Source organism: Pseudomonas sp., assembly GCF_041601375.1.
In the GTDB taxonomy this organism is placed as follows: domain Bacteria; phylum Pseudomonadota; class Gammaproteobacteria; order Pseudomonadales; family Pseudomonadaceae; genus Aquipseudomonas.
In genome coordinates this window covers 1-8,958 of sequence record NZ_JBFIIG010000173.1, presented here as the reverse complement: position 1 = coordinate 8,958, position 8,958 = coordinate 1, and the positions used below count along the sequence as shown (strand labels likewise).

7 protein-coding genes and 1 pseudogene are annotated in these 8,958 nt (G+C 64.1%); 6 read left to right on the top strand and 2 right to left on the bottom strand.

Annotated features, from left to right (window positions below):
- Positions 1–696 (top strand): DNA/RNA nuclease SfsA (gene sfsA / locus ABZE94_RS17825; RefSeq protein ID WP_372877008.1); only part of this gene is annotated, 696 nt, incomplete at its 5' end.
- A 96-nt stretch (positions 697–792) separates the two neighbouring features.
- Here sfsA and nadC read toward each other — a convergent pair.
- Entirely contained in the window at positions 793–1,641 is an 849-nt protein-coding gene (gene nadC / locus ABZE94_RS17820; RefSeq protein ID WP_372877006.1) for a carboxylating nicotinate-nucleotide diphosphorylase, read from the bottom strand.
- A 304-nt stretch (positions 1,642–1,945) separates the two neighbouring features.
- Between nadC and ABZE94_RS17815 the strand changes: the two genes are divergently transcribed.
- The 5 genes and pseudogenes from ABZE94_RS17815 to ABZE94_RS17795 all read left to right on the top strand — a co-directional run bounded on the left by ABZE94_RS17815 (position 1,946) and on the right by ABZE94_RS17795 (position 8,459).
- Positions 1,946–4,231 carry a DUF1631 domain-containing protein gene (locus ABZE94_RS17815; protein ID WP_372877004.1) on the top strand — a complete coding sequence of 762 codons (2,286 nt, stop codon included), beginning with the start codon at positions 1,946–1,948 and terminating at the stop codon, positions 4,229–4,231.
- 345 nt (positions 4,232–4,576) lie between these two features.
- Positions 4,577–5,140: a 1,6-anhydro-N-acetylmuramyl-L-alanine amidase AmpD gene (gene ampD, locus ABZE94_RS17810; protein WP_372877002.1), complete on the top strand. Its 564-nt coding sequence runs from the start codon at positions 4,577–4,579 to the stop codon at positions 5,138–5,140.
- A complete protein-coding gene (gene ampE / locus ABZE94_RS17805; protein ID WP_372877000.1) occupies positions 5,137–5,973 on the top strand; it encodes a regulatory signaling modulator protein AmpE in 837 nt (278 codons plus the stop codon). Before ampD ends, ampE begins: the two co-directional genes overlap by 4 nt.
- Positions 5,974–6,461: 488 nt before the next feature.
- Positions 6,462–7,601: pseudogene (locus ABZE94_RS17800) on the top strand (HAMP domain-containing protein); the annotation flags it as partial.
- Positions 7,602–7,745: 144 nt separating this feature from the next.
- Complete coding sequence (locus tag ABZE94_RS17795) at positions 7,746–8,459, top strand: methyl-accepting chemotaxis protein (RefSeq protein ID WP_372877009.1); 714 nt, start codon at positions 7,746–7,748, stop codon at positions 8,457–8,459.
- 310 nt (positions 8,460–8,769) lie between these two features.
- Here ABZE94_RS17795 and ABZE94_RS17790 read toward each other — a convergent pair.
- On the bottom strand, positions 8,770–8,958 hold a 189-nt coding region (locus tag ABZE94_RS17790), incomplete at its 5' end, for a TatD family hydrolase (protein ID WP_372876998.1).

Below are 8,958 nucleotides of genomic sequence, written 5' to 3'. Positions count from 1 at the left end.
CTGGAGCAGGGCCGACTGCTGCGCCGCTACAAACGCTTCCTGGCCGATATCGAAACCGCCAGCGGCGAGCGACTGTGCATTCATTGCCCCAACACCGGCTCGATGCTCAACTGCATGAGTGAAGGCGCGCGGGTCTGGTTCAGCCGCAGCAATGATCCCAAGCGCAAGCTGCCGGGCACCTGGGAAGTCGGCGAAACCCCGCAGGGTCGCCTGGCGGTGATCAATACCGGGCGCGCCAATGGCCTGGTGGAAGAGGCGCTGCGTGCCGGGCTGATCACAGAGCTTGCCGGCTTCACCACCTTGAAGCGTGAAGTGCCCTATGGCCAGGAGCGCAGCCGCATCGATTTCCGCCTGGACTACCCGCTCGGTGCCGCCTTCGTCGAGGTCAAGAGCGTGACCCTGGGCTATGCCGACAGCCGGGTCGCGGCCTTTCCCGATGCGCGTACCGAGCGTGGCGCCAAGCACCTGCGCGAGCTGGCAACACTGGCGCGTGATGGCGTGCGGGCGGTGCAACTGTATTGCGTCAACCTGACGGAGATCGATGCGGTGCGCCCGGCCGAGGAGATCGACCCGGCCTACGCCGCGGCCCTGCGTGAAGCCATCGGCGCGGGTGTCGAGGTGCTGGCCTATGGCGCTGATATCAGCCCCGAGGAGATCCGCCTGGTGCGCAGGCTCGAGGTGCGACTGACCCCGTAGAGTGCAGGCCGTGCGCCATTGCTTGCTCGGCTCGGCACAAAAGCTGGCGGGCTGTCGTTATGCTCCGAACGGAACGCCGCCCGGGCATCGCCTGGGTTACAAACTCAATCTCATCGACAAATCCACTGCCTTCACATCCTTGGTCAGGCTGCCGATCGAGATGTAGTCGACGCCGGTTTCGGCGATGGCGCGCAGGGTGCTTTCGTTGATGCCGCCCGAGGCTTCCAGCTTGGCGCGGCCCTGGGTGAGGGCGACCGCCTGGCGCATGTCGTCGAGCGACAGTTCGTCGAGCATGACGATGTCGGCGCCGGCGTCGAGGGCTTGTTGCAGTTCTGCCAGGCTTTCCACTTCGACTTCCACCGGTTTGCCGGGGGCGATCTGGTGTGCGGCTTGCACGGCTGCGGCGATACCGCCGCAGGCGGCGATGTGGTTTTCCTTGATCAGGAAGGCGTCGAACAGGCCGATGCGGTGGTTGTGGCAGCCGCCGCAGGTGACAGCGTATTTCTGTGCCAGACGCAAGCCGGGCAGGGTCTTGCGGGTGTCGAGCAGTTTGACCGCGGTGCCCTGCACCAGGTCGGCGTAATGCTGGCAGCGGGTGGCGACGGCGGACAGGGTCTGGAGGAAGTTCAGGGCGCTGCGCTCGCCGCTGAGCAGGGCGCGGGCCGGGCCTTCTAGGTGGAACAGGGCCTGGTTGGGGCCGACGCGTTCGCCGTCGCGCACCTGCCAGTGCACGGCGACGCGCGGGTCGAGCCGGCGAAACACCGCATCGACCCAGGCGCTGCCGGCGATCACCGCGGTTTCGCGGGTGATCACGGTGGCGTGGGCCAGGCGCTCGGTGGGGATCAGTTGCGCGGTGATATCGCCGCTGCCGATGTCCTCGGTCAGCGCGCGACGAACATTGGCCTCGATTTCGGCAGTCAGGTCGGCGAGGGTTAGGTTCGGCATGATGGGCTCCACTGTCAGGGTCGGGCGATTATAGGGATTGCCGATGGCGGCTGCAGCGAGATTGCTAACGGTAGGTCGCATGATAGGGTGGCTGGGTGCTGTCCGTGGTTGCGCGGTTGCAGATCTATATCTGTGACCTGCGTCATATCTGCAGGAAAAGTCTGTTTGGGCTGAATGCGGCGTACCTATAATGTTTTTACCTCTATGGATATTGACGCCATAACTTTGACGTTAGGGATGATGCTCGGTTGGTTGCTGTGCGGATCGGTTGACCCAGGCAGGGGCAGTCTGCAGGAGAGTCGCAATGAAGACTGATGCGAATGTGGTCCACCTGAACCCGGTGACCGCCGAGCAATCGCCCACTTCACCGGTAGGAAGACTGCCCGTGGCGCTCATTCACCTACGCGACAAGGCTGCGTTGCAGCTCAAGCAATCCCTGCAAGTCCTGTTCGACAATGCCGACGATACCCTGTTCGAAATGGCGGATCGGGCGTCCAGCAATGGTGAGCAGAACGCCTTCTTCGAAGCCATGCGCGACCTGCGTTTGAAGCGCAAGAGTATCGAGCGCGGCTTCCTGCAAGAGGTCTTCGAGCCGTTCGCCACCCTCAATCAATACGAGATCGGCAGGCCGCCGCTGGGGGCTATCTCGTTCGACAGCCTGGCACTGGTGCAGCACGACGAGCTGGAAGAGTCCGTGGCGCTGGAGGCCATGGTGGCCAAGGTCATGAGCCGCGACAGCATGGCGGTCAGCCACCTGACCACGCGCCTGAATGCCCTGGTCAGCAAGAAGCTCGACGACAAGTCCAACCCGCTCGGCCCGGTTGCGCTCTGTACGGCTTTTCTCGAGGCGTGCAGCAGTTTGGGGGTGGAGATCAAGGTCAAACTGATCATCCTCAAACTGTTCGAAAAGTACGTGTTGGCCGATCTCGATCAGCTCTATGCCGAGGCCAATCAGGCGCTGGTTGCCGCGGGTGTGTTGCCGGAATTGAAGTCGGCGCCGGTGCGACGGAACCCGAATCGCTCTGGAACGGTTGCGCGCGGTGCGGCCGAGCAGGCGGGCGGCGTTACTGACGAGCAGGCTGGCGAGAGCGTACAGGAGGTTTTTGTGGCGCTGCAGGAGCTGCTGGCGCAGGTGCGCGAGCGTGCCACGCCGCGGCGCGAGGCGCCGGCCGATGCGTCGCCGATCACCAGTCGCGACCTGCTGCGCCTGCTCTCGCATATGCAGCAGCACGCACCGGCGCCGGTCAGCGATGAGTTCGACCTGCGCGAGCAACTCGAGCAGCTGCTCAGTCGCGCCAGCGCCAGGAGCGGCAAGGCGCGGGTGGTCGGCGAGGTCGATGAGGACGTGATCAACCTGGTGTCGATGCTGTTCGAGTTCATCCTCGATGACCGCACCCTGCCGGATTCGCTGAAAGCACTGATCGCGCGCCTGCAGATTCCGATGCTCAAGGTCGCGCTGCTGGACAAGACCTTCTTCAGCCGCGGCAGTCATCCGGCCCGGCGTTTGCTCAATGAAATCGCCTCGGCGGCCCTGGGCTGGGGTGAGCAGGACGACACGCAGCGCGGCAGCTTGTATCAGAAGATCGAGCAGGTGGTGCAGCGCTTGCTCAACGACTTTGTCGACGATCCGCAGATATTTGCCGAGCTGCTGGCGGACTTTCTCGCCTTTACCGGTAACGAGCGGCGCCGCAGCGAGCTGCTGGAGCAGCGTACCCGCGACGCGGAAGAGGGGAGCGCCAAGGCCGAACTGGCGCGGCGTCAGGTCGAGTTGGCGCTGAATGAGCGCTTGTTGGGCAAGCGCCTGCCCGAAGTGGTGGTGCGCCTGCTGCAGGAGGCGTGGAGCAAGGTGCTGATGCTCACCTGCCTCAAGCACGGCGTCGACTCGCCCGAGTGGCGCACGGCGCTGGCGACCATGGATGACCTGGTCTGGAGTGCGCAGCCCCACGAAGATCCAGAGGCGCGCCTGCATTTGCTGCAACTGGTGCCGGGGCTGCTCAAGGCGTTGCGCGAAGGCATGGCCAGCGCGGCGTTCGACCCGTTCTCCACGGGCGATTTTTTCAGTCAGCTGGAGGCGCTGCATGTGCAGGCTTTCCAGCGTTTCAAACGGGTGATGCCGGCAGCCCAAGTTCGCGGCGAAACGCCGGCAGCGCCGATCAGCGACGATCAGGTGAGGGATGCCGTGGCCGAGGTCGGTGACGAGATGCCCTTGCCGGAGCCGCCGGCGATGATCGAGGTGGTCGAGGAGATCGTGTTGTTGGTCCCCGGTCAAAGCACCGCCGGCGAGCCCGAAATCTGCCTGGCGGATGACGACGAAGCCCTGCTGCGCGTGGACAGGCTGGGTGTGGGCAGCTGGGTGGAGTTTCAGGAAGACGAAGAGCACAAGTTGCGCTGCAAGCTGGCCGCGGTGATCAAGCCGACCGGCAAGTACATCTTCGTCAACCGCACCGGCATGAAGATCCTGGAAAAAACCCGCATGGCTCTGGCGCTCGAGTTCCGCCGCAATACTGTCCGCCTGCTCGACGACGCGCTGCTGTTCGACCGGGCACTGGAATCGGTGATCGGCAACCTGCGCAAACTCAAGGGCACCTGACCAGATTCGCCTTCTCTGGCCCCTGCGCAGGAAGGGCTACGGCCCTTGGGGCCGCCCAACGGCTTCGCGGGCGTATCGCCGGATTTGCTGCGACCGCGATCCGTGGGTTAGCGGTGCCAAGTGCCGAACGATCAGGCGCCGCGATCGTGGCGCGCCGCGTAACCCACCAGGCGATATCCCGGGTTGCGCCGATGGCGGGTTACGGCGCAGCGGACCTTGCCGGTTCATCGCTATCGGCGACATGCGCCTAATCCACCCGACGATCTGTCGCTGCGCTCCGAGGGGATCGCCGCTTGGCCCCGTTGCCTGCCTGTTCTAGAGTGGGGGCTCGTCCAAGGAGTCTCTATGCAGCTGGATCCCCGCAGTGGTTGGTGCCAAGGTGCGCGTCACTGCCCGTCCCCCAATTTCAATGAGCGCCCCCAGGGTGAGGTTTCCCTGTTGGTGATCCATAACATCAGCCTGCCGCCGGGGCAGTTCGGTACCGGCAAGGTGCAGGAATTTTTCCAGAATCGCCTGATCGTCGATGAGCATCCATACTTTGTCGAGATCGCGAGCTTGCGCGTGTCGGCGCATTTTCTGATCGAGCGCGACGGCGTCGTCACCCAGTTCGTCTCGTGCAACGAGCGCGCCTGGCATGCCGGGCAGTCGTGTTTCGCCGGGCGCGACAACTGCAACGATTTTTCTCTGGGGGTCGAGCTGGAAGGCACCGATGAGCTGCCCTTCACCGATGCGCAATATGCCGCATTGGTCGGGCTGACGGTCGAGTTGCAAAGGGCGTATCCGTCGCTCACCCTGGAGCGTATCTGCGGACACAGCGATATCGCCCCGGCCCGCAAGACCGACCCCGGCCCGGCGTTCGACTGGTCGCGCCTGCGTACTGCACTGATGGATAGTAAGGAGAAGTCATGAGTTTTCTGGTGTTGTTGCTGGTGCTGTGGGTGGAGAAATTTTCGGCCTGGCGCAACAAGATCCAGCAGGACGGTCCCTGGTTGCGGCTGCTGGCCAGGGTGGAGCGGCAGGCGGGCGTTATCGAGCGTCCCTGGCTGGCGATCGTGTTGCTGGTGGTTGTGCCGCTGCTGGCGCTGGGGTTGCTGCTGGTTCTGCTCAAGCCGCTGGCCTACGGCTGGCTGGCGTTGCCGGTGCACCTGGTGGTGCTGATCTACAGCCTCGGCCGTGGCGATTTGCAGGCGGCACTCGGGCCGTTTCGCGACAGCTGGCGCCGCGGCGACAGTGAGGCGGCCTATCTGGTGGCCCGCCGTGATCTGGCCCTGGAAGCCGATGAAGAAGGCGCGCTGCTGCGGCAGGTGCAGGGGCATCTGGTGTGGCAGGCCTACCAGAGTTTCTTTGCCGTGATCTTCTGGTACGCGCTGCTTGGTCCGTTGGCGGCTCTGGCTTATCGCTTGCTGGCCCTGCTGGCCGAGCATGCCGGGCAGGAGGGCTTGCGCGAGCGCGCCGTGCAACTGCGGCATGCCTTCGACTGGATGCCGGTGCGGGTGCTGGCGGCAAGTTTTGCCCTGGTTGGCAATTTCGTCGCGGTCAACCGGGCCTTGCTGCACGAGTTGTTGAGCTGGGACATCAGCGCCGCGCAGTTGGTCATCGATGTCGGGCGTGGCGCCTGCGAGACGCCGGAGCCGGTGCTCGGCGAAGCCGGGGTGAGCAGCCTGGACAGCTTGTGGCAGCTGCTGGTACGCGCCGCGGTGCTCTGGTACGCCGTGTTCGCCCTGTGGGAGCTGTTCTACTGATCGCCTTTGGCGTCAGCTTCGGTCAATCGGTTCATCTATACGAATAAACCCCGGCGCACACCGGGGCGCGGTTGCGTGGGATCCAGGTCGCCGTGATGGGTATCGCTGCGCTCAAGCCTACGCGGCCCGACGGATCGCCGCCCGCACCATCTTACGGTTTGCCGACCGGCCAGCCTCTCGCCAGGTAATGCTGCCGCTCCTGCCGACGGCCAGGGCGTGAGGTATGCGCGTGCTTAACCTTAAGTTACAGAGATTGCCGTCGATAACGGGTATACAAGACACGGTGCTCGATCGATCGGCCAGGCGGTTGCTCAGGCGGATCTGCCTTACTGGCTGTTACGCATCGATCGGCACGCCTCAGGTCGGGCTGCAAGGGACGCAACGACTAGCGCGGGAGCCTTTCCGCGGTCGACCTTGTAACGCTGCATAACAATAATCAGAACAGGAGACGTCTTGTGAAGACCGTGCTGTATCCGGCCATCGCGCTAATGAATCGCCTCAGCTTCGGCATGAAGTTTACTTTGATCAGTGTCCTGTTCTTTCTGCCCATGCTGGTCACCAACTTCTATCTGGTGCGCGATTCCTATCGCCAATTCATCAGTACCCAGGCGGCTCTGGAGAGCATCGACCTGCTCGGCCAGTCGCTGAAGTTGAGGCGCGATCTGGAAGACCTCTCCGACCTGGCGGAAATCAACGTCAGGATCGGCCAGTCCGGTCAGGCAGGCGATCTCGAGAGCCGTATCACCCGTCTGCAAGGTGCCATTGCGGACAGCCTGCGCGGCTTGGCGCCGGTGGTGCGCGAGGCCGAACAGATCGAGGAATTCACCGCCAGGCGCGATGAAATGATTGCCGAGCTGGCCGGGACACAGAACGAGACGTCGCTGCAAAGCAAGGCGGCGCTGGTCGAAAAGCTGTTGGGCCGTTCGCAGGTATTTATCAAGCTGGTCGCGGCTCAGGCCGGGCTCAGCCAGGATCGCCAGCGCGACGTACGGCAGATGACCGAACTGATCGTCGGCACCACACCGCGGGTTACCGCGGCATTGGGTGATGGTCGGGCGATGGGCGCCTATTCACTGGGGCAGGGCTTCCTCGACTCGGGCACCAGCAGCAAGTTCGACGATTTGCTGCTGGGGCTGGAAAAACTCCACGCCGAGTATGGCTTGAACCTGCAGGACGCCTTGAGCAGCGGCCCGGCTGCGCGCGCGGCGCTGGAAACCCTGGCCACAGCCAGCCAGGCGACCTTGAAGGCCAGCGTTGTGCTGTTCGAAGACAAGGTGGTGATCGCCAATACCCTGGATATGCCCTGGGTGCAGTTCTATGAAGAAGTCGGCGCTGCCATGGGCAAGACCTATGAGCTGAACGATGCGGTTCTGGCTTTCCTCGATCAGCAACTGCAGGAGCGCCTGCAGGAAAACCGCGGGCAGATGGTTCTGTTGGTTGCCGCGCTGGTGCTGGTGTTCCTGCTGATCGGCTACCTCTATGGCGCCTTCTATGTGTCGACCCGGAGCACCTTGAAGAGCCTGGGCGAGGTCATGAACAAGGTCGCGGCCGGCGATATGACGGTCAGTTTCACGGCGCAGAGCAAGGATGAACTGGGCGAGCTGGGGCAGGTGTTCAACGAGACCGTGCGCAAGATCCACGACCTGATCGAGCGGGTCGGCCAGACCGTGGTCGAGGTCGAGCTCCAGGCCGATAGCGTGGAACTGGTTTCCGGCGAGAGCAACCAGGCGGTCGCGGGGCAACGCAGCCAGATCGAACAGGTGGCGACGGCGATGAACCAGATGTCCGCCACCGCCCAGGAGGTCGCCCGCAGCGCCGCCGCGGCGGTCGACAGCGCGCAGAGCGTGAACAACGAAACCGTCAGTGGTCGTGCCCTGGTCGAGTCTCAGGTCGGCAGCATTCAGCGCCTGGCCGACGGGATCGACCAATCGGTGGCGGTGATCAACCAGTTGGCCAGCGACAGCGCCTCGATCAGCCAGGTGCTGGACGTGATCAAGGGCATCGCCGAACAGACCAACCTGTTGGCGCTCAACGCGGCCATCGAGGCGGCGCGGGCCGGCGAGCAGGGCCGCGGTTTCGCCGTGGTCGCCGACGAGGTGCGCAACCTGGCCAAACGCACCCAGCAGTCCACCGAGCAGATCGAGAACATGATCGACAAGTTGCAGGGCGGGGTCGGTGCGGCGGTCAAGGCCATGGGCGCCAGCCATCAGATGGCCAGTGGCACAGTCAGTGAGTCGGGCAAGGTGCAACTGGCACTGGAGAACATCCTCGGCGCGGTGGGCATGATCGTCGACCAGAGCCAGCAGATTGCCGCCGCCGCCGAGCAGCAGACCGCAGTGGCGCATGATATCGACCAGAACATCGTCGAGATCAACCGCGCCGGCGAACGCACCGCCGCTGGCGCCAGCCAGACCGAGTCGGCCAGCCGCGAGTTGTCCGGCCTGGTGTCGCGCCTGAAACAGCTGATCGGCGCGTTCCGCGTCTGAGAGTTTGTTGCAGTAACGACAAGGCCCGCCATTTGGCGGGCCTTGTCGTTTGTGGCAAGTGACACCCTGCGCGATTGTGGATTGCCCCGGATTTCGCGCGCGAGACCGTAGGGCGGCTTCGGAGCACAGCGACAACCCGCCGGATTTTATGCCGCGCCGGGTAACCCATGGTGCACTGCTTTCGGCGAGTGACACCCTACGGATCGCGGATTACCCCAAATCCCGCGGTGCACCTGCGTAGGGCGGTCCGGGCGGCGATCCGTTCGGAGCGAAGCGGCAGCCCGCCAGTGCCCTTGGCTACAGTTGCTGCTCAGTGCCGCCAACCAAACAATTCCTCGGCATTGCAGCTGCTGGCTTCGGCCAGCTGATCCGCGGTCACGCCCATCAGTCGCGCCAGTTCGGCGCAGATTTCCGGCAGGTATTCCGGGCTGTTGCGCTGGTGCGGGTGCATGGCCGGGGCCATGTCCGGGGCGTCGGTTTCCAGCACCACGGCTTCCAG